This is a genomic window from Sinomicrobium soli, from assembly GCF_003285545.1.
Taxonomy (GTDB): Bacteria; Bacteroidota; Bacteroidia; order Flavobacteriales; family Flavobacteriaceae; genus Sinomicrobium.
In genome coordinates this window covers 48,640-75,294 of sequence record NZ_QLNV01000011.1, presented here as the reverse complement: position 1 = coordinate 75,294, position 26,655 = coordinate 48,640, and the positions used below count along the sequence as shown (strand labels likewise).

Sequence of the window (26,655 nt, the reverse complement as noted above, 5' to 3'; positions counted from 1 at the left end):
TCACGGATATACGATGATCTTGCTGTTCCTGGCGAAGTACTTTTCCAGTTTGGCAGGAAGGTTGTCCATCAGGGGCAGGTGGGAAACCGATCCCTTGCGGGCTGAGATCAGTATAAACAGATCGTTTGGTTTCAGCTCCCCGGAAAGTATAAAGAAATCATCCCAGCTTTCCAGAAGTTCGAACTGATGCCCGGAGTTGATCTTGTGGGCTTCCGTATACTTTTGTATGGCCTCCCTGGTATCTGCGGTACAGTAATACCGTACGGGTATGTTGAGTTCTTCAGACAGCCGGCATATTTTGCTGACCCAGGTGCCGAAACCTTGTTCCAGCTCGGAAAAGGGAGGTGCCGTGACTAAAATACGCTGATGTTTTACCAGGGGTGTCCTGAAATCCCCGATAAATATGGTCTTATCGGTATAGGTCATCAGGTGTTCCATTTTTTCACCGATGAGTTTCTCGATAAACCCCTTTTTTCCCGGCCAGCCCAGTAAAATAATATTGGCGAGGGTTTCCCTGGCTGTCCGGGCTATACCGTTGGAAGCGTTGTAATCTATGGTGGCTATGACATCGGTCCTGATCTCGGAGGCCGTGGCTTCACGCGAGAAGCGCTCGAGCTCTTCCCTTGCTTTTCCCATGTTTTTTTCAGCTTCCCTGTCATTGGGGACCACCGTAAGGATGGTAAGGGGGTATGCCGATTTTTTGTCCTTGATCAGGGTGGCGAATTCCAGGGCTTTCTCCATATTCCTGGTATTGGCAATCGGGAGGAGGATATGCTCGTCGGAAAAGATGGTTCCCCTGCTTCCCGGAACGGAACTGTTACTGCTCGGTTCTTCTGCACTCATGGCAATCTTGCGGCCGGCTTTTTGTGTGGCGAAAGAAGCGATGATGCAGGTTATAAGGATCAGGATAACGGTGCCGTTAAGAATATTCTTGTCGAGTACTCCCGCCCGGTACCCCACCAGGATCACGGCCAGGGTGGCGGCGGCGTGAGCACTGCTCAGCCCGAAAATAAGTTGTCTCTGGGCGGCGGAATACCTGAATGTGACCTGGGTAAGCAATGCGGCACACCATTTTCCCACCAGGGCAACTACCGAAAGTGTTCCGGCTATGATCAATGCCATGGGGCCATCTGTGATAACCCCTATATCGACCAGCATTCCGACACTGATCAGGAAGAAGGGAATAAAAAGGGAATTCCCGATAAACTCTATCCTGTTCATTAAGGCAGAGGAGTGGGGAATTAAACGGTTGAGTGCCAGGCCGGCCATAAATGCCCCGATGATGGGTTCTACCCCTGCGATCTCCGCCAGGAATGCCGCCAGGAAAACGATAAAAAGAACAAAAATATAATGTGAGTGTTTTTCGTTTTCAAGCTTGTGAAAGAACCATTGGGCAATTTTCGGAATTACCAGAAACATAATGATCAGAAAAATCCCCAGGGAAATTGCCAGGCGTATCCAGAAGTCGGTGGTAAGCCCGCCCTCTTCAGACCCCATGATTACCGCAAGTATGATAAGCACTGCGGTATCCGTGAGTATGGTGCCTCCCACGGTAACGGCAACTGCCTGGTTTTTGGATATCCCGAGCTTGCTGACCATGGGATAGGTTACCAGGGTATGCGTGGCAAACATACTGGCGGTGAGCAGGCTTGAATTCAGGTTATACCCCAGAAGGTAATAACATACCGGCAGCCCTATGGCGAGCGGGATGATAAAGGTAAAAAAACCGAATAGCACACTTTTGTTCCTGTTGGCCTTGAATTCGTTCATGTCCAGTTCCAGCCCGGCGATGAACATGATATACAGGAGCCCGATGGTGGAAAACAGGTCTACCGCCGAGTTTTTTTCAAGGATATTGAGACCATATGGGCCTATCAGCACCCCGGAAAGTATGAGTACGATGATGCCGGGAATATTCAGCCGCTTCAGGAGTATGGGCGATAACAGTATAATAAAGAGTATAAGGCTGAATACCAGTACGGGATTGCTCAATGGCAGTTCGAATTCGTGTTTTAACTGACTGATCATGGTTTCCATGGTGACGGGATGTTAAAAGTGTTATGTGTTTGCCATTTTGTATTCTATGTAAATGTAAGATTACAATAATTATCTGATATAATATACGGTATATCCCGGTTCGAGTTCCACTCCGTAATGGTAAATGCGATACTTTCCGTCGCTGTTTTTGTAAAATACGGGAAGTATGTCTCCCTGTTCGGCTGTGAGCTTTTTCAGGAATTCTCTTGATGAAACGGTATCGGTTATTTCGATACTGTATTCTTCAAACTCTTTGTTCTCAATTTTGTAATCCCATTTGTAGTGATCTATCTTTTTGGCGAAAACGGTGGAAGCCCCGATGGGTTCCAGCAGGTCGACATTCGCTCCTTCCGAAGAAGGGTTCAGGGAAACGTAAATGTTGGGAATGCCTATGGCCTCATTGGCGAGCTGTGCCGCGAGTACATTGATCTCGCTGTTGTTGGTAAGGCTTACGAAAGTACCGGCTTCGTACCCGTCGGCTTCTATGATGGTCTCTTCTTTCAGGGCATTGCCCTGTATGCATTTCAGTCCGAAGGACGAGGCCCTGCTGCAGTTGTCTATATTCGAATCGATAAGGGTGACCTGGGCAGACGATCTCAGTTTTCCGGCAATGTATAGTGGCAGAGGTCCGGCACCGAGAATGAGTACCCCCTGTTTCTTTGTGGAGGAAAAAACCAGTTCTCCGCGTTTTCGCAGCCAGTTGGTGGTCCAGGTCAGGAATACGGGTACGGTAGCGGTAGTGAAAATGGCCATAAATACCAGGATCGAAAAGATGGTATTGTCTATATACCCCATACTGAGCCCGATGCCGGCAATGACGATCTCTACTGCTCCGCGGCCGTTCATCCCGGTGCCTACGGTAATCCCTTCACGCCATCCGTTCCCGCTGGGGATATAGAAGAGTGTCGTACCGATAATTTTTCCCAGTACGGCCACAGCGAGTACTATCAGTAACAATGTCAGGTTGTTCTGGAAAACATCAAAGGTGACGTGATAACCTGCGGTTACAAAAAATATGGGGGCCAGGAAACCGATGGAAATATCGTGGAATACCTTGTTGAGCTCCCTGGAAAGCCGGTGGTCAAAAATGCTGTCCCTCAGGAAGAGCCCGGCAATAAAGGCGCCGAGAATGGAGTGAAGCCCTGCCAGTTCCGCCAGTTCGGAAAAACCTATGGCTATAACGAGCATTATGGTAAAATACAGGGTGCGGTTTGCAAGTCCGGATTTTTCCAGTTGCCTGCCGAGAAAAGGCAGTACATACATGCCGATCAGTCCGGCTACGAGAAAGAAACCGAGAGCCTTGCCCGTAACCAGGAGAATTTCGGTAAAAGCGATATTTCCGGCATCGGCAAAACTGATGATACCTGCAAAGATAATCAGGGCCACGGTGTCCGATATCAGGGCTCCTGCCATCAGCACGTGGGCGATACGGGTGTTCAGGAGCTTCAGGTCTACCAGGATACGCGATTTGGTAGCCAGGGAAGTGACCCCCACGGCTATGGCCACAAACAGGGCGCCCATAGGTGAGCTGCCGAACCGGATCATGACGAAATATCCCAGGCCGAAAGGAACAACAAAGCCGCCTATGGCTGCCAGCAACCCGGCTTTGGAAGCTTTCCCCAGGTCCCGGAAGTCTATTTCCATACCTATGTACAGCATCATGAGCAATACCCCCATTTCTGCCAGTATCGCGGTGGTTTCGGAGGGAGCCAGGATACCGAGCCAGGCCGGACCGAAAATAATGCCGGCCACCAGTTCTCCCAGAATGGACGGGTATCCCATCCGGGTGGCTGCAGCACCTCCTAACCAGGCAAATAGCAGAACCAAAAGTAAATTTAATAGTTGTAACTCCATAAAGGGGATAATTTTTTAATTGCGGGTTTGTTGTTCCCGGGATTCGTAATAAAAACGTTTCAGGCTCTTTTTGAGCAGAATAAACCGGTAAATTCCGATAACCAGAAACACGATACTGAGAGCCAGAGCCAGTATTCCCAGATACCTGAGGTTGTAAAAATTGTTGAGTTGAATCAATGCGATACCGCCCAGTATCAGGTACAGAAATGTACGGATGTAGGACAATAGTGTTCTTTCGTTAGACAGCCGGGTCCGTTCTATGGAGAGGTAGTCTCTGAGAATAAGATTGTGGTCCTCTCTCAAATCACGCCCGAATCGCAAAAGTTTCATATTTCGGAAGGGAATGAGTTTTTTCATGGTTCACGCTTATACCTGAGTGTACACAATTAATATCCGGATGGGACAGATCCACCGCCAAAGCTGTTCGAACGGTGCCCGTACGCTCTAAAAATAAATGAATATTTTAGAATATCCATAAGATTGTCTTTTAAAAATATACCGAAATATAAAAATGTTAAAAAACACCCAATAAAAAGGGGTTTTCTGATATTTTGTTTTCCTGATTTATTATTTTGCGGGTTATTTGACAAAATCGGGGCGCATACCGGGAGATCGGGTGAAGAAAAGACGGGCTTACCGCCTGGTACGATCGATATCCGGTAAACGGGACCCGGATGAATGCAGAAAAACGGTAACCCGGGAAAGGAGGTGCCGGGTCTGCTTGTAAACAGCTGTTGTGTATGCAATTATATCCGATTGAAACGGGGAATTTCAAACTGGACGGAGGCGCGATGTTCGGAGTAGTGCCGAAATCGCTGTGGCAGAGGACCAACCCGGCCGATGCCAATAACATGATAGACCTGGCGGCCCGTTCGCTGCTTATAGAGGATGGGAACAGGCTTATACTTATCGATACCGGCATGGGCGACAAACAGTCGGAAAAGTTCTTCGGGTTCTATTATTTATGGGGCGACCACAATACAGACCGGTCACTGGCCCGGTATGGTTTTCACAGGGATGATATCACCGATGTCTTTATGACCCACCTGCATTTCGATCACTGCGGGGGAAGCATCCGGTGGAACAGGGACAGGACGGGATACGAACCTGCATTTAAAAATGCCCGGTTCTGGAGCAACAGGGACCACTGGAAATGGGCCACCGAACCCAATGCAAGGGAAAAAGCCTCCTTTCTGAAGGAAAACATATTGCCTATCGAGGAGAGCGGACAGCTGCACTTTATTCCCGCTCCCGAACCGGGGTCGGATTATCTTGAAGACACGGAGCTGGGTTTCGGTATCCTGTTTGCAGACGGTCATACCGACAAACAGATGATCCCCCATATCAGATACAAGGGAAAGACACTGGTTTTTGCCGCCGATCTCCTCCCTACCACGGGACATATTCCGCTGCCTTATGTCATGGGATACGATACGCGTCCCTTGCTCACCCTGGAAGAAAAAGGCAGGTTCCTGGACAAGGCGGCATCCGAAGAGTACTACCTGTTTATGGAGCACGATGCCCACAACCAGGTCTGTACCCTGAAACATACGGATAAGGGGGTAAGACTCCGGGAAACCCATACCTTTGACGAGGTATTTAATTAAGTGAATTCAGTCGGCAGCCCGGCTTTTAAAGACAAATATATTATTTTATGAACCTTACAAAATCGTTTCTGTTGCCTGTATCGGCAGCCGTTTTGCTCGCAGGTTGCGGAACCTCCGCAATCGTATCTACCCCAATAGAAAATATAGATGCCGTACCGCTCAAGGTTGCCGCACTTTCGCAGGAACAATACGAGACCTGGCCTCATGCCGACCTCCTGGCCGACACCATACCCGGAATGAGTGTAGGCAGAGCCTATGACGAACTGCTGCAGGGACGTAAGAGTACCAGGGTTGTCGTAGGAGTAGTAGATTCCGGAGTGGATATAGAACACGAAGATCTCAGGGATGTACTCTGGACCAATACAAAGGAAATCCCGGGAAATGGTGTAGACGATGACGGAAACGGTTATGTGGACGATGTTCACGGCTGGAATTTCCTCGGCGAGGCCATACACGAAAATCTCGAGTATGTACGCATCCTCAAGAAGGGGGACGACGGTTCCCAGACCTATAAGGATGCCAGGGCCGAATACGATAAGGAACTGGCAGAGGCCAAGACCAATAAGGATCAGTACGAACGTATTCTCCAGATGGTAAACGAGGCTGATGAAGTGATCAGGACCGTGCTGAAAAAGGAGGATTATACGAAAGAAGAGCTCAATAAAGTTGAAGGTTCCGACCTGGAGATCGTCAAGGCCAAGGGAATGCTCAACAACATTCTTTCCATAGACAGCAGCCTGACTTCGGTAAAAGAACTGAAAAAGGAACTCAAGGACGGGATCACGCATTTTACCGACCAGCTGAATTACAACCTCAACATGGATTTTGACGGAAGAAGCGTGGTCGGGGACAACCCGGACGATATTAACGATACGGACTACGGTGATGCCAATGTTATAGGTCCGGATAAGGAGGAAGCCAAGCACGGAACGCATGTGGCGGGTATCATTGCCGCTACCCGTAACAACGGGATCGGGATGAACGGTGTGGCCAATAATGTGGAGATCATGGCGGTACGTGCCGTGCCCAACGGGGACGAATACGACAAGGATATCGCCCTGGCCATCAGGTATGCGGTAGACAATGGCGCCAGAATCATAAATACCAGTTTTGGAAAATACTACTCTCCCCATGTGGAATGGGTAAGGGAGGCTATCAGGTATGCCGCAGAACACGATGTGCTTATTGTCAATGCCGCCGGGAACGAATCCAAGGACCTGGACAAGACCAATGTGTATCCCAATGATGCTATAGATAACGAGACGGAGATTGCGGATAATTTTATCACCATAGGGGCACTGGACTATACCTATGGCCCGGAAATGATTGCCAGGTTCTCGAATTACGGGAAAAACAATGTGGATATTTTTGCCCCGGGAACAAAGATATGGTCTACCATCCCCGGAGATAAATACGAATTTCTGCAGGGAACCTCCATGGCCTCGCCGGAGGTGGCCGGGGTGGCGGCGCTGATCCGTTCGTACTATCCCGACCTTACCGCTTCGCAGGTGAAGAAAATAATCATGCATTCCGGCCTTGCTTCCGAAACGAATGTCATCCTGGAAGGAAACGCGGAGAAAAAGAAACCTTTCTCTGAAGTATCGAGGTCAGGAAGAATGGTCAATGCGTATAATGCCATTATTATGGCTGATAAGGTGTCCAGGAACAAACTTACCCTGTAAGTAAGTTAGTGGGTTAATGAGTTATTGGGTTATTAAGTGTTGCCTTAATAACTCATTAATCTAATAACCTATTAACCTAATTAACCTAAAAAAGAAATAAACATAAATATGAAAAGAGTTGTTATTGCGTGCTCCATGCTCGTGGCGGTATTTCACGCCGTGGCCCAGTCCGGCGCTGAAGGGTACTGGCAGCAGCATGTGGATTACAGTATGGACATTGATATGGATGTCAGGACCTATCGTTATACGGGGAAACAGGAACTGGTGTATACCAATAATTCTCCCGATGAGCTCGACAGGGTTTTTTATCATCTGTACTTCAATGCCTTCCAGCCCGGCAGTGAGATGGATGTGCGCCTGAAAACGGTAAACGACCCCGACAGCCGTATGGTAACCAATAAGGGGACTAAAGAAGAGCCCGTGTACGAAAGCCGTATCGAAGTGCTGAAACCGGATGAGATCGGGTATATCAAGGTACATAGCCTGGTACAGGACGGGGAAGCAGTGGAGTACAAGGTGGAGGGGACTGTTCTGGAGGTTGATCTCGCCAAACCCATAGCACCCGGAGCGTCGACGACGCTCGTGATGGATTTCGAAGGGCAGGTACCGTTGCAGATCAGGAGATCGGGAAGGAACAGTGCAGAAGGAGTGGCCCTGTCTATGACCCAGTGGTATCCTAAAATGGCCGAATACGATTTTGAAGGCTGGCATGCCGACCCGTATCTCGGCCGGGAGTTTCACGGTGTATGGGGAGATTTTGACGTAAAAATAAGTATTGATAAGGATTATGTGCTGGGAGGTAGCGGATACCTGCAGAACCCCCAGGAAATAGGACATGGTTATGAAGAGGAAGGGACAAAGGTAAAACGCCCGAAAGGGAAAAAACTCACCTGGCATTTTATAGCTCCCAAAGTGCACGATTTTACCTGGGCAGCCGATCCCGACTATATTCACGACAAGCTGGAAACCGCCTCCGGTGTTACATTGCATTTTCTTTACAAGGACAACAAGGAAATTATTGAGAACTGGAAGAACCTGCAGCCCAGGACGGAGGCCCTGCTGGATTTTTTCAGTAAAAATATAGGGCCGTATCCGTGGAAACAGTATTCCGTAATTCAGGGAGGAGACGGTGGCATGGAGTACGCCATGTGTACCCTGATCACGGGAGAGCGAAGCTTTGGCAGCCTGGTCGGGGTTACGGCCCACGAGATGGCACATGCCTGGTTTCAGCACCTGCTGGCCACTAACGAATCGAAACATGCGTGGATGGACGAAGGGTTTACTTCCTTTATATCAGACCTGGCCGAGAATGAGGTCATGGAACACAACAGGCCCAATCCGTTCGAAAATGCATACCGCAGTTATTTTATGCTGGCCCATTCGGGAAAGGAGCAACCGCAGACGACGCACAGTGACAGGTATGCCGAAAACATGGCGTATTCTTTTGCGGCCTATAGCAAGGGTGAGGTCTTCCTCGCACAGCTGGGTTATATCATCGGGCAGGACAAGCTGATGGAGACCCTGGGAAAGTATTACGAAGATTTCAAATTCAGGCATCCTACCCCCAACGATTTTAAACGCGTGGCCGAAAAAGTGTCCGGTTTTGACCTGGACTGGTACCTGGTAGACTGGACCATGACGACCAATACCATAGATTACGGGATAAAGGAAGTTGCGGAAGAAGAAGGGAAGACCAGAGTAACGCTCGAACGCATAGGGCTTATGCCCATGCCGGTCGATGTGCTGGTGGTCTATAAGGATGAGACTTATGAAACATTCTATGCGCCGCTTCGTATGATGAGAGGTGAAAAGGAAAACCCTTATCCCAACCTGAAGCGTACGGTTTTGCCCGACTGGGCGTGGGCCTATCCCACCTATGAATTTGAAATAGACAGGCCCAAGAGCGATATCAAGGCTATTGTCATAGACCCGTCCGAACTTATGGCAGACATAGACAAGAGCAATAACGGCATGACGTATGAATAAGAACATTGGGGAACCCGGGGTATCCTCCGGATAAAATTCAGATAGTTTCCTAAATGAGTTTACCAGAAAACCTCCCTGTTTCGGGAGGTTTTTCTATTTTTACAAAAAGATACTCAAATGACTCAGGATTTTCCGAAACCGGAAAAATTGAAAAGCCGGAAGCTGATCGGGCAGCTCTTTGCGGAAGGGAAGAGTATTTCCAGGTTTCCCCTTCGCCTGGTGTATATGCCTGTGGTACTACCTCCCGGTATCCGGTTTCAGGTGGGGGTTTCTGCGAGTAAGCGCAATTTCAGGAAAGCCGTGTCCCGCAACCGGATCAAGCGGCTGCTCCGCGAGGCCTATCGCCTCAACAAACATATCCTGGAAGAAGGCCATAAGGGGGGATATGCCTTTATGCTGCTCTATCAGCACAGGGAAATGCCCGATTTTGAACAAGTGAACCGTAAAATGCAACAGCTGCTGCACCTCTTCCTGGAAAAGGAAGCCGCTGCGGCCGGGGTAAAAAATACAACAGATGATGTTTAATACCGCCCTGTATACCGACCTGTACCAGCTTGCTATGGGGCAGGCCTATTTTCTGAAAGGCAAGCACCGTACGGAAGCATCCTTCGACTATTTTTACCGGAAGATCCCTTTCGGAGGAGGGTATGTGCTTTTCTGCGGACTGGAAGATGCCCTGGCATGGCTGGAAGAGGTGTCGTTCTCCGATGACGACCTGGAATACCTGAAAGGGCAGGGCTTCGATGCCCGGTTCCTGGAATACCTGAAAGAGTTCCGTTTTACGGGTACGGTGCGCAGTATTCCGGAAGGAGAACTGATCTTTCCCTTTGCCCCGGTGCTTTCGGTAACCGGTCCCGTAGTAGAATGCCAGATCGTGGAGACTTTTCTGCTCAACACCCTCAATTTTCAGTCGCTCATAGCTACCAAGGCCAGCCGTATCCGTTATATTTCGGGTGAAGAAAGTACGCTTTCCGAATTCGGGCTGCGGCGTGCACAGGGATATGCGGGGTTACAGGCATCGAGAGCGGCTTTTGCCGGAGGGTTCGATTCCACTTCCAATGTATTGGCCGGGAAAACCTATGGGATACCGGTAAGCGGGACCATGGCACATGCCTATATCCAGAGTTATGACGATGAGCTTGAGGCCTTCCGGGATTTTGCCGAAACCCGCCCCGAAAACTGCGTCCTTCTCGTAGATACCTATAATACCCTGGAAAGCGGGGTGCCCAATGCAATTACCGTGGCCCGTGAAATGGAAGCGTCGGGCAGAAAACTGATGGGGATCAGGCTCGATAGCGGAGACCTGGCCTACCTCTCGAAGGCCGCGCGGGATATGCTGGATAATGCCGGGTTATACGATGTGAAAATAGCAGCCTCCAACCAGCTCGACGAACATGTGATACGGAGCCTCAGGGAGCAGCGTGCCGCTATTGATATATACGGAGTGGGTACCAATCTTGTTGTAGGACACGAGAACGGGGCGCTGGACGGAGTGTACAAACTGTGCAGTTTCGGGGGGCATCCCAGGATAAAGATTTCCGAAAACCTGAAAAAGATGAACTTCCCCGGAAAGAAGCAGGTATACAGGTATTACGATCGCAACGGACAATATATGGCGGATGCCATTACGGGGGCCGGTGCGCTTCCGCCACACCGTATGGCACATCCTTTCGAACCGGGAAAAAGTATGCGGCTGGACCCTGCTACGGCCCGTCCGCTGCTGGAGGAGGTCATGAAGAACGGGAAACGGATTGCCGGTGTACGGGAAGTGAGGGACATAGCAGCTTCCGGAAGGGAAAACCTCCGGAAACTTCCGGAAGAGCACAAGAGGTTCGACTTTCCCCATGTGTATAAGGTGGGGCTGGGCCCGGAAATGGAAACCTTGCGGAATGCCCTTAAGGAGAGGAAACTGAACGGTGACCCGGAGTAGAATAGAAAACAAAAGCGTTAAAGTTCCTTTGTGCCTGGGCCGGGGATTCCCTGCCTGCCGGGAGGCAGGTTCACTTCGTTCTGAATGACATTTGAGCCCAAACCAGCAACTAACAACTAAGAACTACAAACTAAAAAACCAAACCTATGAAAGTTTTGCTGATTGTGGATGTACAGCACGATTTTCTCCCCGGGGGAAAACTGGCTGTGCCCGGCGGAGATGAGGTGATCCCGGTAATCAATGCCCTGCAACCGGATTTTGACCTCGTAGTGGCCACACAGGACTGGCACCCGGCAGGGCATCTCAGTTTTGCCTCTTCCCACCCGGACCGGAAACCTTTTGATGTGATAGACCTCAAGGGGATGGAACAGGTCCTGTGGCCCGACCATTGTGTGCAGGGAACAGGAGGGGCCGCATTGTCGGATCTGCTTCACCAGAACCGTATTGCCGCCATATTCAGAAAGGGAACGCACCGGGAAACGGATAGTTACAGCGGTTTTTATGACAATGGGAAGAAATATACCACGGGGCTTACCTCCTACCTCCGGGAAATGGGAGTGAGAGATGTATATGTATGTGGCCTCGCTGCGGATTATTGTGTGTATTACACGGCAAAAGACGCGAAGACCAGTGGTTTCGAAACCTATTACATTACCGATGCCACCAGGTTTATTGCCAGTGATACCTATGACAAGGCTGTTTCCGATCTCAGTGATATCGGGGTGCATATGATAGCTTCGGATGAACTACAAACTAACAAACTATGAAGAAGATACTTAAAAAACGCCTTGTAATACCTGTTCTCGCCCTGGCTGTGCTGGCAGGGACGAGTTCGTTCAGGAACGATTTCTTTGAGATCGCCAAGCAGATAGAGATCTTTACGACCCTGTTCAAGGAGCTGAACATGAATTATGTAGACGAGATAAACCCTGCGGGATTGATGGACGGGGCCATTAAGGAGATGCTCGGTAAGCTCGATCCGTATACGGTGTATATGAACGAACAGGACGTGGAAGAATACAGGATCAAGAACAGCGGGGAATACTCCGGGATCGGTGCGGTAGTGCGCAGCTACCGGGATAAACTGCTTATTGTGGAACCTTATAAGGGCTACCCCGCAGATAAGGCAGGCCTGAAAGCGGGAGATGAGATCGTACAGATAGGCGATATCCGTATCGCTGATTTCAAGGATGATGCGGGAGAACTGCTGAAAGGCGCCGTAAACAGCTCGGTAGAGATGGTATACCGCAGAACGGGAGAGACCCGTAAAACAACACTTAAGAGAGAAGAAATAGAAGTCGATGCTGTTCCCTTCTACGGGAAGATCGACGATCAGACCGGTTATATCGTCCTTTCCCGCTTCAACAGAAAGGCTTCGGCACAAACCGGGGCTGCCCTTAAGGACCTGAAATCGCAGGGGGTTACCCGTATGGTACTGGACCTCCGGGGAAATCCGGGAGGATTGCTTACCGAGGCGATAGACGTTACCAATCTCTTCGTGCCCAAAGGAGAGACGATAGTGACCACCCGGTCGAAAGTGAAAAAGTTCAACCAGGAATTCCGTACCCGGAAACAACCTATGGATACGGAGATCCCCCTCGTGGTACTGGTCAACGGGCGTAGTGCATCGGCCAGTGAGATAGTCTCCGGGGCCCTGCAGGATCTGGACCGGGCCGTTATTGTCGGGGCAAGGAGCTTTGGAAAGGGGCTGGTACAGCGACCGCTGAAGCTGACGTACGGCACCCAGCTGAAGGTGACCATATCCAGGTATTACACGCCCAGCGGCAGGTGTATACAGGCTATGGATTACGCGCATCGCGATGAAAACGGCAATGCCGTAAGGCACGATGCATCTGTGTACAAGGCCTTTAAGACCAGGAGCGGAAGGACAGTATACGACGGGGGAGGGATCGCCCCGGACCTGGAGGTGAAAGTGCTGAGACAGAACAAGCTGGTACAGGAATTACTGGACAACCACGTGGTTTTTGATTATGTGACAAAATACTATTTTTCGCATCAGCTTGCGGATTATGCCGGCTTTTCCTTTGGCGAAAGCGATTATGCCGACTTCAGGAAATATGTGGTGGACAGGGGTTTTCACTATGAAACGGAAGTAGAGAAGTTGCTTAAGCAGGCTGCGGACCATGAAGAAATGGAGCTGTTCGGGCAGGAAGTAAAGCAGGATTACGACAAGCTGCTGGACGATATAGCCGAGAGCAAGCTCACTGCCCTGGACACCTACCGGGCGGAGCTGACCAAGGAGATAGAGGATGAGATCATTAAGCGCTATTTCTACCGGGAAGGGCTTTACAGCTATTACCTTACCCATGACGAGAGTATCATGGCTGCGGCCGGCCTTCTGAAAAATACCGGCCGCTATAAGGCTTTGCTGAAATCGTGAGTTGCGTTCTGCCTATTCCTTGTAGCTCCGTTTTACCCGGCGGGAGATCGCTGTAACGAGTTCGTAGGAGATGGTCCCGGCCGTAGCGGCGAGTTCTTCCGCAGACGGGTCTTTGCCGAAGATGATGACTTCATCGCCTTCGCTGCAGTCGATACCCGTTACATCTATCATCAGCATATCCATACATACATTGCCCAGTATACGTGCGGGTTGTCCGTTTACCGAGACATGGCTTTTCCCTTTTCCGTATGGTCTTCCTATCCCGTCGGCATGCCCGAGGGGCAGGGTGGCGGTTATCGTGGGCCTTTCGGCGATAAAACCGCGGTTGTAGCCCAGGCTTTCTCCCTTTTCGAGCCGGTGTAATTGTGATATTACCGATTTGAGGGTGCCTATGGGCCGCAGACGGGCACTGTGAATGGCATCATTCCCGTATCCGTAAAGGCCGATACCACTTCGCACCATGTCGAAATGAGCTTCGGGATAGCAAAGTATCCCGGAAGTGTTGCATTGATGGAGCAAAGGACGAAATCCTGCCAGGTGTTCGAAACGGTCGGCGATCTGTTTAAAAGCCGAGATCTGTACACGGGAAAAATCGCGTTCTTCGGGGTCTTCTGAAGCTGCCAGGTGAGAGAACAGGGATACCGGTTTTACAGCCTGGTGCTGCTCCAGGAAAGAGACCACCTTGTCCACATCCCCGGCATCGAACCCCAGCCGGTTGAGGCCGGTATTGAATTTGAGGTGAACGGGGTACTCACGCAGTCCCCCGTTCCCGGCGGTGACGGCAAAACGCTGTAAGACCTCTTCCGAATACAGGGAAGGTTCCAGCCGGTGCGCTATGATCTCTTCAAAGTGAACAGGCTGGGGGTGCAGCACAATGATAGGGGCCTGCACCCCTGCTTCGCGGAGTTCGACCCCTTCTCCGGTATAGGCCACCGCAAAATAGTCGACCCCCAGTTTTTCCAGGAAAAGGGCTATGGGCGGAGCGCCGTGTCCGTATGCATATGCCTTGACTACCGCAAGGAATTTTGTCCCGGGCCGTAATTCCGATCTCAGGTATTCATAATTGTGCCGAAGTGCATTGAGGTCGACTTCGAAAACCGTTTCTCCAACTGTTGACATAAATAAGGTATATGGCATAAACAATACTCGGTACTACTGGCGGGATAGTCTGTGGGTTCCGGAAATCACCCGGAGTTTTTTCCGGGACCCGGTGCTGAAATATCTTTAGGGTCCTTAACATCCATGTTCCGGACTTTTTCCCGGAGCATGGCCTTGTAAAAAGCTCCCCTGCTCAGGGGTTCGTATTCCTCCGTTTCCCCGAGTAACACCAGTTTGTCGTCGTCGGCTTTCCGGAAGCTGTAATGTGCGAGATTCCCGGTCCGGGTACATATGGCATGTACTTTGGTAACATACTCGGCAGTGGCCATAAGGGCCGGCATGGGGCCGAAAGGATTGCCCTTGAAGTCCATGTCCAGCCCGGCTACAATAACACGTATCCCCCTGTTGGCAAGGTCGTTGCATACCGAAACGATCTCATCGTCAAAGAACTGGGCCTCATCGATACCCACCACATCACAGCCATCGGCCAGAATGCGGATGTTTGCCGCTGCCGGTACCGGGGTGGAGCGGATCTCGTTCGCATCGTGGGAAACAACCATTTCCTCGCTGTGGCGGATGTCGACAGAAGGTTTGAAGATCTCCACTTTCTGACGGGCAATACGGGCGCGGCGCAGCCTGCGGATCAGTTCCTCGGTCTTGCCGGAAAACATGGAACCGCAGATGACTTCTATCCAGCCAAACTGTTCTTTATGATTAACTGTATTTTCGAGAAACATTTTGTATTTTTCAAGTCGGAAAAATTATGGAAAAACCGCTTGCACGGATTTTATCAGGGAGTATTCCGATCGTTTTTCACCCGTGCCTGCCCTGATCCGGTAACCGTGGCCTCCGGAAAGACCGGCGGTGATACCTGTCATGCAAAGCTAAGGAAAAAAACGTGATGCCGGGGGCGTATAAACGGCTCTTTTTTGCAGCCCCGACTACGCTCCGGAATTTGTCCGGGATATTCGCAGGGGGGCTTGCTCCGGGCAGAACAGGGCGCATTGAAACGGGATCGGGTGTGTTGTAAAGGAACGGAAGGAACACTGGGTGCCTATAGTTATAATAATACTAATATATTTGTATCTCTTACGGGAAAAACCTATCTTTTGAAAATAAAACGTTGTGCTTCTTTATTGCAGGTAGTACTGGAAGTAATACCCCGGGAGTGACGCCATAAATAATTGTTAAAATAAAAAGCGATGAAAAAGAAACTGGAATCAGAACTTGTGAGTATAGCACATGATATCCTGAAGATGAAGGGAAGGGAAGACCTGGCAGGTCTTCAGATACAGGCCAGGAAAATGTATGAAAAACTGACCCTGCTGCAGTTTGTGGAGCAGCACTTCGGGGAGATGCAGCCTACGGTGGGCAAAAGTGAGGCCCTTCAGAAATTTGAACAGCTTGCGGGAGCGGTTATCGATGAAAACAGGAGGGTGCCGGAAAATAACCCGCACAGTGAAGACATTATCATACCTGCTATGGATACCATAAAGGACATGGTGGCGGAAATGCCGGAAAAGGAAACCCTCGACGACATCCTTGCCGATATATTGCCCGAACCCGTTTTTGAGCGAAGGGTGGAAGAAGAGGAGGTGCCGGTGACAGAAACGGTAGAATTGCGGCCGAAGTCGCTCAATGACAGGCTCAAGGAGGGCGCCGGGATAGGGCTTAATGACAAACTGGCCTTTATAAAACACCTCTTTAACAATAGTACGGAAGATTATAACCGGGTGATCTCGCAGATCAATACCATAGATAGTGAGGAAGAAGCCAGGCAGTTTATCACGCTCATGATAAAACCCGATTATAACAACTGGGAGGGAAAGGAAAAGTACGAGGAGCGTTTTATGAGCTTGCTGGAAAAGAAATTTAACTGAGTTCAATGTCTAAACTCTATATTGTGCCTACCCCGATAGGCAACCTGGAAGACATGACCTTCCGGGCGGTAAAGGTACTTGAGGAAGCAGATACCGTGCTCGCGGAAGATACCCGAACGAGCAGTAAGCTCTTCAGGCACTTCGGGATCGGTACTCCCTTGCAGAGCCATCACATGCACAATGAACACAAGACGGTGGCGGCTATCGTAAAGCGCATAGCGGCAGGGGAAACCATAGCGCTTATCTCGGATGCCGGTACTCCTGCCATATCAGATCCCGGTTTCCTGCTTACACGGGCCTGTGTGGAAGCGGGGATAAGCGTGGAATGTCTTCCCGGGGCAACGGCTTTTGTACCTGCGCTGGTAAACAGCGGCCTGCCCAACGACCGGTTCGTGTTCGAGGGTTTTCTGCCTGTTAAAAAAGGCCGGCAGACCCGCTTTAAGGCCCTGGTTTCCGAACAGCGGACGATGATCTTTTACGAATCTCCCTATAAATTGCTGAAAACCCTGGCTGATCTCGTATTGTATTTCGGGGCAGACAGGCCTGTTTCCGTGTCCAGGGAGCTGACCAAGATCTATGAAGAAACCATAAGGGGTACGGCCGCAGAAGTGCTGGCACATTATACCGGAAACCCGCCTAAAGGAGAGATCGTGATCGTTGTTGGAGGAGTGAGGGAATAGGGTGATCTTATAACTTTGCAGCCTTGTGCAAACAGGTGAAACTATGCCGGGAGAAACAAAGAACAAAGTGTCGTTCCGTGAGATTAACAAGCTGGCAATACCCGCGATTATTGCCGGAATTGCCGAACCCCTGATTTCCCTGACCGATATTGCGGTCATAGGGCACGTAGACGAGCATCCTGTGGAGGCCCTTGCCGCGGCGGGGATCGTGGGGTCTTTTCTTTCGGCCATCATATGGATCGTGGCACAGGCCAAGACCGCCATATCGGCCACAGTTTCCCGTCACCTCGGGGAAGGAAGGCTGAATGCCGTAAAAACCCTGGTGCCCCAGGCTATTGCATTCAATCTTTTACTGAGTTTGCTTATTCTGGCGGTGACCTCCTTTCTCGCCGGTTTTATTTTCAGGGCCTACAATGCCGAGGGGCTTATACTGCAATACTGTACCGGTTATTACCGTATCAGGGCGCTGGGCTATCCCGTAACCCTGGTCACTTTTGCCATTTTCGGGGTGTTCCGGGGGTTGCAGAATACCTGGTGGGCCATGTCGGCCAGCCTTGCCGGGGCTGTGGTTAATGTGGCGCTGGATTACGCGCTGGTATACGGGATAAACGGGCTGCTGCCCGCCATGCATCTGCAGGGAGCGGCATATGCCAGTTTGTGTTCCCAGTTGGTGATGCTGCTTATTGCGCTGTATTTTTACGGCAGGCATACGCCCTTTTCATTCCGGTTGAGCCTGAGGGTCAATCCCCGGTTAAAAGGATTGTTGTTGATGAGCTTTAATCTTTTTATCCGTGCCGCAGCCCTGAACATCGCCATTTATATGGCCAATTCCTATGCCACCGGCTATGGCAAGAACTACATCGCAGCCCAGAGTATGCTGATGAATATCTGGCTGTTTTTCTCCTTTTTCGTAGATGGTTATGCCAATGCGGGAAATGCCATCTCCGGGAGGCTTCTGGGGGCCGGCGACTACAGGAGGTTGTGGTACCTGTGCAAGGATACCTGTAAGTATGCCATTGCCATAGCCCTGGTACTGATGGCTGTCTGCGGTGTTTTTTATGATGCCATAGGACTGGTCTTTAACAAGGACCCCATGGTACTCGCACTCTTCGGTTCGGTATTCTGGATGGTATTGCTGATGCAGCCGCTGAATGCCGTTGCCTTCATGTTCGACGGAATATTCAAGGGGCTCGGGGAGGCCGCCTATCTCAGAAATGTATTGCTGACCGCAACCTTTCTCGGCTTTGTCCCGGTACTTTTTATTACCGATGCGTTGCAGTGGAAACTCCACGGGATCTGGATGGCCTTTACGGTCTGGATGCTGATCCGGGGAGGAGCGCTGGTGTTTAAATTTCGCCGGAAATATCTCAGTGCTGTCGGGTAATATTTGTAATTTAGCTCTTAGCTCTTAGCTCTTAGCTCTTAGCTCTTAGCTCTTAGTTTGCCCAAACCGGCAACCTGTAACCCAGTAAAACCCGAAAAACAATGTCAACAGATCGTCCCAATGGTAGTTTGTATACCAGCATAGAAAATCACGTAGCCACTGTAGAGTTCGGCCATCCTTCGAGTAATGCCTTCCCCCTCGAATTGCTGCAACGCCTCCGGAAAGAATTTGAGTCGCTTTCGGATAACGACGACGTGTATGTTATTGTATTGAAGAGCGAGGGAGAAAAGGCTTTTTGTGCCGGGGCCTCTTTTGACGAATTGCTGGCCGTCCGGGACAAGGAAGAGGGAACAAGGTTTTTTAACGGTTTTGCCGGGGTGATCAATGCCATGCGGAAATGCAGCAAGCTTATTGTGGGCAGGGTACAGGGCAAGACCGTAGGAGGAGGCGTAGGGCTGGCAGCGGCCTGCGACTATGTGATGGCCGTTGAGGCAGCGGCTGTAAAACTGTCTGAGCTCACCATCGGTATCGGCCCTTTTGTCATTGCCCCGGCGGTAGAGCGCAAAATGGGAAAAGCCGGCCTGGCCGAGCTTGCCCTGGCGCCCGAACAGTGGAAGAATGCCTACTGGGCTAAGGAAAAGGGACTGTATGCCAGGGTCTTTGATAAGATAGGTGAACTGGACCGGGAACTGGAGATATATACGGCAAAACTGGCCTCCTGTAATCCGAAGGCCCTGGAGGCCATGAAAAAAACACTTTGGGAGGGTACGTCGCACTGGGATGAACTGTTGCCTGCCAAAGCTGAAATTTCGGGAGACCTGGTACTTTCCGCATTCACCCGGAAAGCCCTGGAAAAATTCAGGAAACAGCAGTGATTAAAAACAAAAAAGGTTGTCCTTTGGGGCAACCTTTTTCCGGTAATCAAACCGCGCTTTTTGAGTAAAGCTAACCTAACTAAAACCTAAAACTAAAGCCTGTATATACACCGAATGAGTACGGGCGGAAACCGCCGCTGTCACCGGAGAATGTGTTTAACTGGTATTTGAACATGGGCTCCACCTGTAACCTGAGTTTGTCGGATAACAGGTAATCCACGCCCAGCCCTACATTGGTGCTGAAATTCACGTCATTGACATTATTGGCCTCCCCCAGCTCCGTAGCCAGGTTATCCGATTTCAGCAGTATGGAATTATTGGTGAGGAACAGCGAACTGATCCCGCCGATGACATTGAGCCCGAACCGGTGATCTATAAGCCGGTATTTTAATTCCATCGGGACCTCTATATATCCGAATTCCTGCTGCATGTTGCCCTCCTGCGGAGAGAAAGTGGCAGCGATCTCCTCCCTTGACGACATCGGGGGGGATTTGGAATCGTTCTTGCTGGATACCAGGGGAGCGGAAGCCACGTCCGATTGCCTGGCGTAATTCACATTGGTCAGAGCCCTGGCCTCGAAATTGGGGCTAAAGGAGATGTCATTGGTATTATAACCGTAGTTTACCTTGTTTACCCCTGAGCGAAAGCTCAGGCGGTTATTGACCTCATAGGCCACATTCACCCCGTAGCTGATATTGACTTTTCCGGATTTCGAATTTCCACTGAATTCGGGATCGATGGGAGACCCTCCGCTTACCGAATTGTAGTATACCGGGGCCACATTGGGGCTCAGGCTCCATTTTTTTCCGTTTTTCCGGGAATTGATGCGGTCTTCGTCGTTCTCCTGCTGTTCCTGTTCCATTTCCGCAATAGCCGTCAGCAGCGATTTTTTCCCCGCCTCTTCCTCGTCATCTGCGGGCGTAAGGTCATTTTTCCTTGTGGTGGGATTGTCGGTATTATCATCATCCGATTTTACATTCTGCGTCTGTACCACGGTATCCCCCTCCGTATTTCCGGAAACCTGTTGATTTTGTGTTTCGGCGTCGTTGTTGGTATCGTTGGTATTATCGTTATCATCCCGTAGAGACGCATAATCATGCGTCTCTACACCACCACCATCATGCGTCCCTGCATCATTCGATTGCGCATCCTGCGTCTCTGCATCCTGTGTTTGTGCCGCGGCATCATCCTGTGTCTGTGCCGTATTATCATCATCCTGCGTTTGTGCGGGCGGGTCCTGGTCTGTTCCGGTTTGCTGTACGGTGTTGACTTTTTCCAGGGGATCTTCAGGGATATCAGAAGGGGTATGGAACAGGCTGTTGAGCCCCAGCGAGAGCAGCAGTATCACCGTAGCTGCGATGCCTCCCAGTTTCCACCACATGGCAGCGGGTTTCCGGGTGGCAGGTATTTCATCCAGCCTTGCCTCGATACCGGTCCATAAATCCTTTTCGGGAAAAGTTTCAAAGTCCTTGAATTTTTCCTGGAAAAGTCTGTCTATGTTCTTTTTGTTGCTCATTTGGTTATAGAGACGTCACTTTTTTTTTATGCTGGTCTTCTTCTATCATCCCCTTGAGAATGCCTCTTGCCCGGGAGAGGTTAGACTTTGATGTACCTTCGGAAATACCCAGAAGTTCCGAGATTTCCTTGTGTGAATAGCCGTCCAGTACATAAAGGTTGAACGTAAGCCTGTATTTATCCGGCAATTGCTGTATGATCCCCAGGAGGTAATCCAGGCTGATATCTTCGTCTTCGAGTATGACTTCCGCCTCATCTTCGATTTCGTCCGATACCAGGCTGAAGACCTTTTCCTTGCGGTATTTCTGCAACACGGTATTTACAGTGACCCGTCGCAGCCATCCTTCGAAAGAACCCTTGAACCGGTACTGTTCTATTTTGCTGAAAATGGCCATGAAGCTATCCTGCAGATTATCTTCCGCCTCAGTCTGGTTCCGGGAGTACTTCAGGCAGGTACTGTACAGCTTGCCGCCAAACAGGCGATAGAGTTGTTCCTGTGCCTTCCGGTCCCGTTTTTTGCACCGGTGTATGAGTTCTTCTAAACTCACTTAATGAACTTGTTCGTTTTGGTTTTAAAACTTTCGGGGAACGGAATTATGTCCCCCGAAAAATCTGTTTTTTTATTCTTCCCGTTTTACAGGAACTAAACGCGATATGAACTCGTCGTCTCCGTTACTGTCTTTTCCTGTCCAGAACTGGAATTTGTATAGGTAAGGAAGCGTTGCTGCTGTCGGATCGATCTGGAACGAGTTGGTGATACCGTCGTCCTTGACTATGTTTACGGTCCGGCAGGAATCGTTGCTGCTGGTCTGTACCCTTGCCAGGGGTACGAATGTTACGACCCTTATAGAGTCTGTCGAGGCTTCGGTATCTGTCCACCCCTGGTTGCCTATATAGGTATGGCATTCCGTAGGAATACGGTAGGAAAAGGCTATTTTATAGTCTTCCCCGACTTCCAGGCTATCCGGAACACTGTCTATAGACACTGTGGGAATCGCCTCGTCATAAAAATTTGCCCCGTCATCACTCAGACATCCCGATACGGCTACCACAAAGGTTAATAGCACTGCTGCAATACTTACTTTTTTCATCGTCGTTTCTGTTTGTTAATTTTAATTGCTTTGCTGTTAATTTATTTATTATTGTTTCCGCTATTCTTTGTTTTACAGGGGGTTGTGTGATGTTTCCCTTTTGATTGTAAAACGCTTTTTTCTTTGTTTTCTGATAGAAAGATACGGGATATTGCAAAGGGTTGCGTCAGGAATAAAAAAAATCCGCCCTTTTTCAACAGGACGGATTTTGATATAAAAGGTGTTTGCTGGTCAATTATTTAATGGCCGTGATCGCCTCCTTGATCTTGGCTTCCAACTCTTCCAGCAGTTCCGGGTTGTCTTCGAGCAGCAGTTTTACCGCATCCCTTCCCTGGCCCAGTTTGGTATCGCCGTAACTGAACCACGAACCGCTTTTCTTGATGATCTCGTATTCCACACCGAGGTCGAGGATCTCACCTACCCTCGAGATACCTTCACCGTACATGATATCGAATTCGGTAGCCTTAAAGGGAGGGGCTACCTTGTTCTTGACCACTTTTACCTTGGTCTTGTTCCCGGCCACTTCCCCGTTGCTGTCCTTGATCTGGGTAGATCTCCTGATGTCGAGACGTACGGAGGCATAGAACTTGAGGGCATTACCCCCTGTGGTGGTTTCCGGGTTTCCGAACATCACCCCGATCTTCTCCCGGAGCTGGTTGATAAATATAACGGTACACTTGGTCTTGCTGATACTCGCCGTGAGCTTGCGAAGGGCCTGTGACATCAGGCGGGCGTGGAGCCCCATTTTGGAATCGCCCATTTCGCCCTCGATCTCACTTTTTGGGGTCAGTGCCGCTACCGAGTCTACGATAACGATATCGATGGCTCCCGAACGGATGAGGTTGTCGGCAATTTCCAGGGCCTGCTCCCCGTGGTCGGGCTGGGAAATGATAAGATTATCTACATCCACCCCGAGTTTTTCGGCATAAAACCGGTCGAAGGCGTGTTCCGCATCTATAAAGGCAGCGATACCGCCTGCTTTCTGTGCTTCTGCGATGGCATGAAGGGTAAGGGTGGTCTTCCCCGAAGATTCCGGTCCGTAGATCTCTATGACCCGGCCCCGCGGATAACCGCCTACTCCCAGTGCAATATCCAGTCCGATGGAGCCTGTAGGGATCACTTCGACATCTTCCACCACATGGTCTCCCATTTTCATTACGGCCCCTTTTCCGTAGGTCTTGTCCAGCTTATCCAGCGTAAGCTTCAGGGCTTTAAGTTTTGCGTCTTTCTCTGAACTCATTAGTCGTTTTTTACAAAAAATAATTCGTGCTAAAATACCATTTCTTTTTCAGAGAAGCAACGGGCGGGATCGAAGAGATGTACCCGGAAGGAGGACGTGTGGAACAAAAAGCAGGCGGCCGGCAGGAAATACCTGCTTTGCCGGACCGGCAAAAAAAACTACTTTTGCAAAAAAATATCCTGATTCTTTAACTTTTAATATTCGTATAGCATGCAACTGTACAATACCTTAAGCGCTAAAGAGAGGGCAGCACTGATAGAAAAGGCAGGCCAGGACCGCCTGACGCTCTCTTTTTACAAGTACCACCACATCAAGAACCCGCAACTGTTCCGGAACCATATGTTCCTGTCCTGGAATGAGATGGATGTCCTGGGGCGTATTTATATCGCCCGTGAGGGGATCAACGCACAGCTGTCGGTACCTGCCGGGAATTTCAAGGCCTTTAAGGAACACCTGGACAGCATAAGCTTTCTGGAGAACGTAAGGCTGAATATTGCCATTGAGCAGGACAACAAGTCTTTTCTGAAACTCAAGGTAAAGGTGAGGCATAAAATCGTGGCCGACGGCCTGGACGACGATACGTTCGACGTTACCGACAAGGGCGTACATGTCAATGCGGAAAAATTTAACGAACTCCTCGACGACCCCGATACCATTCTCGTGGATATGCGAAATCATTACGAGAGTGAAATAGGTCATTTCAGAAATGCCATAACCCCTGATGTGGATACGTTCAGGGATTCTTTGCCGATTATCGAAGACGACCTGAAAGCACATAAGGAAGATAAGAAACTGGTGATGTACTGTACCGGGGGCATCCGTTGTGAAAAGGCCAGTGCCTATTTCAGGCACAAGGGATTTAAGGAGGTGTACCAGCTGGAAGGCGGGATCATCGAATACACCCGGCAGGTGGAGGCAAAGAACCTGGACAACAAGTTTATCGGGAAGAATTTTGTCTTCGATGAACGCAGGGCAGAACGTATCTCGGAGGATGTCATAGCCCATTGCCATCAATGCGGCAAGCCGTGCGATACTCATGTAAACTGTGCCAACGAGGGGTGCCATTTGCTGTTCATACAGTGTGAAGAGTGTGCCGAAAAGATGAACGGCTGCTGTTCCGAAGCCTGTATGGATATCGTGGCCCTGCCCTATGAAGAACAAAAAGCATTGAGAAAGGGCAGGTACAAAAGCAATAACATATTCAAGAAAGGGCGGTCTGAAGTGCTGAAGTTCAAGCCGTAGCGTTTCCGCGGAGGCGGGTGACGCCCGTTTTATGCGCAAGGGGTATGGCTGTGGGATGCAGAAAGGGTAATGTAAAAAAACGTATCTTTACCCTTTGTAAGGTGAGGTGTGCCTCGCCTGTAAATTTAATTATGAACCCTTTTCTGTGTGTTTTAGCCTGAGAATGGCAGCGGACATACAGTTACAATATACAAGCAATTATGGGATGTAGCAGTTGTTCTACCGGAAAGGGAGGACAGCCACGGGGATGTAAGAATAACGGAACATGCGGTACCGATGGCTGTAATAAACTGACTGTTTTTGACTGGCTTTCCAATATGTCGCTTCCGGCAGGGCAGGAGCCGTTTGATTGTGTGGAAGTGCGTTTTAAGAACAGCCGTAAGGAGTTTTTCAGGAATACCCAGAACATATCCCTTTCCATAGGGGATGTCGTCGCCACCGAAGCGGCTTCCGGTCACGATGTCGGGATCGTTACCCTTACCGGGGAGCTGGTAAGGGTGCAGATGAAACGGAAAAAGACAGACTGGAAAGATCCGGCGCTTCCCAAAATATACCGCAAGGCCACACAGCGCGATATCGATATCTGGACGAGTGTGAGGGACAAGGAGGAAGAAGTGAAAAAGAGATCGCGGGAACTGGCCATAGCGCTCGGGCTCCAGATGAAGATCTCCGATATAGAATTTCAGGGCGACGGTTCCAAGGCCACCTTCTATTACACGGCAGAAGAACGGGTGGATTTCAGGCAGCTGATCAAGGACATGGCCCGTGCTTTTAACGTGCGTATAGAAATGCGGCAGATAGGCTTCAGGCAGGAGGCTTCCCGTCTCGGGGGGATAGGATCGTGCGGAAGGGAATTGTGCTGCTCTACCTGGCTTACGGATTTTCGCTCTGTAAATACTTCTTCGGCACGGTACCAGCAACTGTCGCTTAATCCTCAGAAACTCGCAGGACAGTGCGGAAAGCTCAAATGCTGCCTCAATTACGAGCTCGACGCCTACCTCGATGCGCTGCACGAATTTCCGAAAACAGACGTGAAGCTGTTCACCGCCAGGGGAAGGGCGGTATGCCAGAAAATAGATATATTCAAGGGGTTCCTGTGGTATGCCTATGAAGATAACGGCGCCAACTGGCACAAGCTCACCCTGGAGCAGGTTCACGATATTATCGACAAGAACAAGCACGATGTCAGGGTAGACGGCCTGGAGGAATACGCTTCGGAAATTGTGGAAGAAGATACTAAAAAAGCATTTGAAAACGTTGTAGGACAGGATAGCCTTACCCGCTTCGATCAGCCCAGGAAAAAACGCAGGGCCAAGGGAAGAGGAAAGAACGGGAAAAAACGGGCGCCCCGGAAAGCAGCGAGAAAAAAGGAATAAAAAGGATATGAACTCGTCTTGGGTTGTTTCATTTAGGCGAAAAGCCACTATTTTGTGCCCAGATGAAGGCTTTTTTGAGCCACATAGCCATAGCTATGGGGAGAAAAAAAGACAAAATATGGGTGCAAAAGAGGGTTTTGCAGCAAATTATAATAACTCAAGACGAGTTCTATGCCTGATGGTGTACGGCAGTTGGTATCAATTAATTTCTAAGCAATGACGAATATATGCAGATCGTTATCGGTTGCGGGATGTATGCTGATGCTGTCCTGCGATCATGCCTCAGGCGTGTATTCCGAATACAGGGCGCTGGAGGATGCCTGGCCCAAAGGGAAAGCTGTGGAGTTTGCCTTCGAGGCACCCGATACGACACAGGTTTATGACATGTTTATCAACCTGAGAAATGACGAACGCTATCCTTTCAGCAATCTTTACCTTATCGTAAATCTCGATTTTCCCGATGGCAGGGTTATTGCGGACACTCTCGAATACGAAATGGCAGCACCGGACGGTACCTGGCTGGGCCGGGGGTTTACCGACCTGAAGGAGAACAGGCTGTGGTATAAGGAATCGGTAGTTTTTCCGGTACCGGGCACCTATGCTGTCGGTATAGAGCAGGCCATGAGAAAAGTGGGGGAAGAAGAAGGACTGGAAGAACTCGAAGGGATTACGGATGTAGGCCTGCAGATAGAGAAAGCGGAATAGACATGGCAGGCAGTGCGGTATATGCGCCGGGAACCGGGAAAAGATAGTTAGATAATTTTGATATTCGGAATA

23 protein-coding genes are annotated in these 26,655 nt (G+C 49.9%); 14 read left to right on the top strand and 9 right to left on the bottom strand.

Going from position 1 to position 26,655, the window contains the following annotated elements; all coding sequences use genetic code 11:
- From DN748_RS14225 to DN748_RS14215, 3 genes are all read right to left on the bottom strand, one after another.
- The gene (locus DN748_RS14225) at positions 1-2,037 is read right to left on the bottom strand and encodes a cation:proton antiporter (RefSeq protein WP_112372494.1); all 2,037 of its coding nucleotides are present in this window, start codon (positions 2,035-2,037) and stop codon (positions 1-3) included.
- A 69-nt stretch (positions 2,038-2,106) separates the two neighbouring features.
- Positions 2,107-3,891 carry a cation:proton antiporter gene (locus tag DN748_RS14220; RefSeq protein WP_201741484.1) on the bottom strand — a complete coding sequence of 595 codons (1,785 nt, stop codon included), beginning with the start codon at positions 3,889-3,891 and terminating at the stop codon, positions 2,107-2,109.
- 15 nt (positions 3,892-3,906) lie between these two features.
- Positions 3,907-4,248: a DUF202 domain-containing protein gene (locus DN748_RS14215; protein ID WP_236636877.1), complete on the bottom strand. Its 342-nt coding sequence runs from the start codon at positions 4,246-4,248 to the stop codon at positions 3,907-3,909.
- Between the two features lie 383 nt (positions 4,249-4,631).
- On the opposite strand from DN748_RS14215, the gene DN748_RS14205 reads away from it, so the two are divergent.
- From DN748_RS14205 to DN748_RS14175, 7 genes are all read left to right on the top strand, one after another.
- Positions 4,632-5,498 (top strand): MBL fold metallo-hydrolase, encoded by an 867-nt coding sequence (locus DN748_RS14205; RefSeq protein ID WP_112372491.1) that lies wholly within the window; start codon positions 4,632-4,634, stop codon positions 5,496-5,498.
- Positions 5,499-5,545: 47 nt separating this feature from the next.
- The gene (locus DN748_RS14200) at positions 5,546-7,180 is read left to right on the top strand and encodes a S8 family peptidase (protein WP_112372490.1); all 1,635 of its coding nucleotides are present in this window, start codon (positions 5,546-5,548) and stop codon (positions 7,178-7,180) included.
- 108 nt (positions 7,181-7,288) lie between these two features.
- Entirely contained in the window at positions 7,289-9,166 is a 1,878-nt protein-coding gene (locus tag DN748_RS14195; protein ID WP_112372489.1) for a M1 family metallopeptidase, read from the top strand.
- Positions 9,167-9,283: 117 nt separating this feature from the next.
- The gene (gene rnpA / locus DN748_RS14190) at positions 9,284-9,691 is read left to right on the top strand and encodes a ribonuclease P protein component (RefSeq protein WP_112372488.1); all 408 of its coding nucleotides are present in this window, start codon (positions 9,284-9,286) and stop codon (positions 9,689-9,691) included.
- Positions 9,681-11,096 (top strand): nicotinate phosphoribosyltransferase, encoded by a 1,416-nt coding sequence (locus DN748_RS14185; protein ID WP_112372487.1) that lies wholly within the window; start codon positions 9,681-9,683, stop codon positions 11,094-11,096. Before rnpA ends, DN748_RS14185 begins: the two co-directional genes overlap by 11 nt.
- Positions 11,097-11,242: 146 nt before the next feature.
- Positions 11,243-11,863, top strand: coding sequence for a bifunctional nicotinamidase/pyrazinamidase (gene pncA, locus DN748_RS14180; protein ID WP_112372486.1), 621 nt, complete (start codon positions 11,243-11,245; stop codon positions 11,861-11,863).
- Positions 11,860-13,497 carry a S41 family peptidase gene (locus DN748_RS14175; protein WP_112372485.1) on the top strand — a complete coding sequence of 546 codons (1,638 nt, stop codon included), beginning with the start codon at positions 11,860-11,862 and terminating at the stop codon, positions 13,495-13,497. Before pncA ends, DN748_RS14175 begins: the two co-directional genes overlap by 4 nt.
- 12 nt (positions 13,498-13,509) lie before the next feature.
- Here DN748_RS14175 and alr read toward each other — a convergent pair whose 3' ends face one another.
- Together alr and DN748_RS14165 are read right to left on the bottom strand one after the other, a co-directional pair.
- The gene (alr, locus tag DN748_RS14170) at positions 13,510-14,616 is read right to left on the bottom strand and encodes an alanine racemase (RefSeq protein ID WP_112372484.1); all 1,107 of its coding nucleotides are present in this window, start codon (positions 14,614-14,616) and stop codon (positions 13,510-13,512) included.
- A 65-nt stretch (positions 14,617-14,681) separates the two neighbouring features.
- A complete protein-coding gene (locus tag DN748_RS14165; protein WP_112372483.1) occupies positions 14,682-15,332 on the bottom strand; it encodes a thymidine kinase in 651 nt (216 codons plus the stop codon).
- A gap of 465 nt (positions 15,333-15,797) precedes the next feature.
- Here DN748_RS14165 and DN748_RS14155 point away from each other — a divergent pair, with 465 nt between their 5' ends.
- From DN748_RS14155 to DN748_RS14140, 4 genes are all read left to right on the top strand, one after another.
- Complete coding sequence (locus DN748_RS14155) at positions 15,798-16,475, top strand: hypothetical protein (RefSeq protein ID WP_112372481.1); 678 nt, start codon at positions 15,798-15,800, stop codon at positions 16,473-16,475.
- 5 nt (positions 16,476-16,480) lie between these two features.
- On the top strand, positions 16,481-17,155 hold the full coding sequence (gene rsmI / locus DN748_RS14150; protein ID WP_112372480.1) for a 16S rRNA (cytidine(1402)-2'-O)-methyltransferase: 675 nt from the start codon (positions 16,481-16,483) through the stop codon (positions 17,153-17,155).
- 43 nt (positions 17,156-17,198) lie between these two features.
- Positions 17,199-18,539 (top strand): MATE family efflux transporter, encoded by a 1,341-nt coding sequence (locus DN748_RS14145; protein WP_112372479.1) that lies wholly within the window; start codon positions 17,199-17,201, stop codon positions 18,537-18,539.
- Between the two features lie 101 nt (positions 18,540-18,640).
- A complete protein-coding gene (locus DN748_RS14140; RefSeq protein WP_112372478.1) occupies positions 18,641-19,414 on the top strand; it encodes an enoyl-CoA hydratase/isomerase family protein in 774 nt (257 codons plus the stop codon).
- A 79-nt stretch (positions 19,415-19,493) separates the two neighbouring features.
- Here DN748_RS14140 and DN748_RS14135 read toward each other — a convergent pair whose 3' ends face one another.
- The 4 genes from DN748_RS14135 to recA form a co-directional block, all read right to left on the bottom strand.
- Complete coding sequence (locus tag DN748_RS14135) at positions 19,494-20,930, bottom strand: porin family protein (RefSeq protein WP_112372477.1); 1,437 nt, start codon at positions 20,928-20,930, stop codon at positions 19,494-19,496.
- A gap of 4 nt (positions 20,931-20,934) precedes the next feature.
- Positions 20,935-21,477: an RNA polymerase sigma factor gene (locus DN748_RS14130; protein ID WP_112372476.1), complete on the bottom strand. Its 543-nt coding sequence runs from the start codon at positions 21,475-21,477 to the stop codon at positions 20,935-20,937.
- Between the two features lie 72 nt (positions 21,478-21,549).
- The gene (locus DN748_RS14125; protein WP_112372475.1) at positions 21,550-22,020 is read right to left on the bottom strand and encodes a hypothetical protein; all 471 of its coding nucleotides are present in this window, start codon (positions 22,018-22,020) and stop codon (positions 21,550-21,552) included.
- A gap of 235 nt (positions 22,021-22,255) precedes the next feature.
- Positions 22,256-23,260 carry a recombinase RecA gene (recA, locus tag DN748_RS14120; protein WP_112372474.1) on the bottom strand — a complete coding sequence of 335 codons (1,005 nt, stop codon included), beginning with the start codon at positions 23,258-23,260 and terminating at the stop codon, positions 22,256-22,258.
- Positions 23,261-23,470: 210 nt separating this feature from the next.
- On the opposite strand from recA, the gene trhO reads away from it, so the two are divergent.
- The 3 genes from trhO to DN748_RS14105 all read left to right on the top strand — a co-directional run bounded on the left by trhO (position 23,471) and on the right by DN748_RS14105 (position 26,583).
- On the top strand, positions 23,471-24,502 hold the full coding sequence (gene trhO, locus DN748_RS14115; RefSeq protein WP_112372473.1) for an oxygen-dependent tRNA uridine(34) hydroxylase TrhO: 1,032 nt from the start codon (positions 23,471-23,473) through the stop codon (positions 24,500-24,502).
- A gap of 200 nt (positions 24,503-24,702) precedes the next feature.
- On the top strand, positions 24,703-25,878 hold the full coding sequence (locus tag DN748_RS14110) for a PSP1 domain-containing protein (protein ID WP_112372472.1): 1,176 nt from the start codon (positions 24,703-24,705) through the stop codon (positions 25,876-25,878).
- Positions 25,879-26,094: 216 nt separating this feature from the next.
- Positions 26,095-26,583: a gliding motility lipoprotein GldH gene (locus tag DN748_RS14105; protein WP_112372471.1), complete on the top strand. Its 489-nt coding sequence runs from the start codon at positions 26,095-26,097 to the stop codon at positions 26,581-26,583.
- Positions 26,584-26,655 lie beyond the last annotated feature (72 nt).

Bases quoted from the DNA above. Each gene is read 5' to 3' on its own strand.
- DN748_RS14110 (WP_112372472.1), top strand. From the start codon at position 24,703: ATGGGATGTAGCAGTTGTTCTACCGGAAAGGGAGGACAGCCACGGGGA.
- DN748_RS14215 (WP_236636877.1), bottom strand. From the start codon at position 4,248: ATGAAAAAACTCATTCCCTTCCGAAATATGAAACTTTTGCGATTCGGG.
- DN748_RS14165 (WP_112372483.1), bottom strand. From the start codon at position 15,332: ATGTTTCTCGAAAATACAGTTAATCATAAAGAACAGTTTGGCTGGATA.
- DN748_RS14185 (WP_112372487.1), top strand. From the start codon at position 9,681: ATGATGTTTAATACCGCCCTGTATACCGACCTGTACCAGCTTGCTATG.
- DN748_RS14125 (WP_112372475.1), bottom strand. From the start codon at position 22,020: ATGAAAAAAGTAAGTATTGCAGCAGTGCTATTAACCTTTGTGGTAGCC.
- DN748_RS14155 (WP_112372481.1), top strand. From the start codon at position 15,798: ATGAAAAAGAAACTGGAATCAGAACTTGTGAGTATAGCACATGATATC.
- rsmI (WP_112372480.1), top strand. From the start codon at position 16,481: ATGTCTAAACTCTATATTGTGCCTACCCCGATAGGCAACCTGGAAGAC.
- DN748_RS14140 (WP_112372478.1), top strand. From the start codon at position 18,641: ATGTCAACAGATCGTCCCAATGGTAGTTTGTATACCAGCATAGAAAAT.
- DN748_RS14220 (WP_201741484.1), bottom strand. From the start codon at position 3,891: ATGGAGTTACAACTATTAAATTTACTTTTGGTTCTGCTATTTGCCTGG.
- DN748_RS14200 (WP_112372490.1), top strand. From the start codon at position 5,546: ATGAACCTTACAAAATCGTTTCTGTTGCCTGTATCGGCAGCCGTTTTG.
- DN748_RS14145 (WP_112372479.1), top strand. From the start codon at position 17,199: ATGCCGGGAGAAACAAAGAACAAAGTGTCGTTCCGTGAGATTAACAAG.
- DN748_RS14135 (WP_112372477.1), bottom strand. From the start codon at position 20,930: ATGAGCAACAAAAAGAACATAGACAGACTTTTCCAGGAAAAATTCAAG.
- rnpA (WP_112372488.1), top strand. From the start codon at position 9,284: ATGACTCAGGATTTTCCGAAACCGGAAAAATTGAAAAGCCGGAAGCTG.
- pncA (WP_112372486.1), top strand. From the start codon at position 11,243: ATGAAAGTTTTGCTGATTGTGGATGTACAGCACGATTTTCTCCCCGGG.
- alr (WP_112372484.1), bottom strand. From the start codon at position 14,616: ATGTCAACAGTTGGAGAAACGGTTTTCGAAGTCGACCTCAATGCACTT.
- recA (WP_112372474.1), bottom strand. From the start codon at position 23,260: ATGAGTTCAGAGAAAGACGCAAAACTTAAAGCCCTGAAGCTTACGCTG.
- DN748_RS14195 (WP_112372489.1), top strand. From the start codon at position 7,289: ATGAAAAGAGTTGTTATTGCGTGCTCCATGCTCGTGGCGGTATTTCAC.
- trhO (WP_112372473.1), top strand. From the start codon at position 23,471: ATGCAACTGTACAATACCTTAAGCGCTAAAGAGAGGGCAGCACTGATA.
- DN748_RS14225 (WP_112372494.1), bottom strand. From the start codon at position 2,037: ATGGAAACCATGATCAGTCAGTTAAAACACGAATTCGAACTGCCATTG.
- DN748_RS14175 (WP_112372485.1), top strand. From the start codon at position 11,860: ATGAAGAAGATACTTAAAAAACGCCTTGTAATACCTGTTCTCGCCCTG.
- DN748_RS14105 (WP_112372471.1), top strand. From the start codon at position 26,095: ATGACGAATATATGCAGATCGTTATCGGTTGCGGGATGTATGCTGATG.
- DN748_RS14205 (WP_112372491.1), top strand. From the start codon at position 4,632: ATGCAATTATATCCGATTGAAACGGGGAATTTCAAACTGGACGGAGGC.